Source organism: Romboutsia sp. 13368, from assembly GCF_018336475.1.
Classification (GTDB): Bacteria; Bacillota; Clostridia; order Peptostreptococcales; family Peptostreptococcaceae; genus Romboutsia.
Window position 1 is genome coordinate 599,358 of the sequence record NZ_CP048741.1, and the last position, 1,527, is coordinate 600,884.

Genomic DNA, 1,527 nt, shown 5'->3' on the forward strand with positions numbered 1-1,527 from the left:
AATTTAAAAAGTATATAATCGTATTATTTAAAAATAATATTATACTAATTAATATATAAAATACTTTCGGTTTTGCTGAGGGAGTAGTTTGCACGAAAAGTGTTACTAGGTCAACATAATGACTACGGTCTGGTCTAGTATTAAAAAACGAGACTCATGCATGTTTATTTAGCATGCATAAGTCTCGTTTTTTGTGTTTATAAAGTAAATTTTAGGAGGAAAAATATGAATTTTATAGCACTCATATTTACAGGATTTGCACTATCTATGGATGCATTTGCAGTATCAATAACAAAGGGTATTACAATTAAAAATTTAAAAAAATCTACAGCAATAAAAATGGCTTTAGCATTTGGATTATTCCAAGGAGGAATGCCACTTCTTGGATGGATTTTAGGTATTAGTTTTGAAAGTTACATAAAATCTATAGACCATTGGATAGCATTTATATTACTTGGATTTATAGGATTTAATATGATAAAAGGATTTTTTGAGGAAAGAAAAGAAGAAAAATCTGAACTAGAAATTAGTGCTACAGCTGATAAAGGTGATTTATCAAATAAAGAGATAATAATGCTTGCAATAGCTACTAGTATAGATGCTTTAGCAGTAGGAATAAGCTTTGCATTTTTAAATGTTAATATAATACCAGCATCTTTAATAATATGTATTATAACATTTTTAGTATGTRTTTTTGGAGCATTTATAGGAAATAAAGTAGGAGATATATTTAATGGATATGCAGAATTAGTAGGTGGAGTAATACTTATATTAATAGGATTTAATATACTTAATGAGCATACTCAAATGCTAAGTAAAATATTTAATTTATTATTTTAAAAATAAGGCCTATGAATTTATATATTAATTATAAATTCATAGGCCTTATATTATATTTTTTTATTTTTTATAACAAATCTCATTAAGAAAAATACTGGTGGAGTAGAGAATACTGGTGATATTAAAGGTGCTATTATTTTGTTTACATTAAATATTTGTACTAAAAGAATAATAATTCCCATATTAAGTATGTATTCAAAAATATAAACTAAAATAGATAAGAAAAACCTTTTAGTTGAATAATTTTCATTTTTAAATGTAAATTTTGAATTTAAAAAATAGGATGCAATAACACTAAGTATACTAGTTATTGTATATGCTATTATATAATTTAATTTAAAGAGTGTAAAAAGTGTAATGTACAAAATTTGAGATACTATAAAGTTACTAGTACCTACAATATTAAATTTTATATATTCTTTTATCTTTCCTTTTAAAAAGTTTAATTTATCTGTCATATAAAAATCTCCTGATTATAAATCTGTACTTAAATATTATATGAATAATACATAATATATATTAAATATATTTCTAATAATAACTAAAAAAATATGAATATAAAATAAAAAGTTGCATAATATAATATCAACAGTACTTACTAGATAAAAGCAAGGATAATCCTTAACTTTTACTAGTGTCTATTGGGGGTACTGATGATGAGATATCATGTATATCATATTAAATAAC

Annotated in this window: 2 protein-coding genes; one reads left to right on the forward strand and one right to left on the reverse strand. The window is 23.1% G+C overall.

Annotated features, from left to right (window positions below):
- Window positions 1–225 precede the first annotated feature (225 nt).
- A complete protein-coding gene (locus tag G3997_RS02500) occupies window positions 226–840 on the forward strand; it encodes a manganese efflux pump MntP (RefSeq protein WP_296647568.1) in 615 nt (204 codons plus the stop codon).
- A 50-nt stretch (window positions 841–890) separates the two neighbouring features.
- Here G3997_RS02500 and G3997_RS02505 read toward each other — a convergent pair whose 3' ends face one another.
- Window positions 891–1,298 carry a GtrA family protein gene (locus G3997_RS02505; RefSeq protein ID WP_296647572.1) on the reverse strand — a complete coding sequence of 136 codons (408 nt, stop codon included), beginning with the start codon at window positions 1,296–1,298 and terminating at the stop codon, window positions 891–893.
- Window positions 1,299–1,527 lie beyond the last annotated feature (229 nt).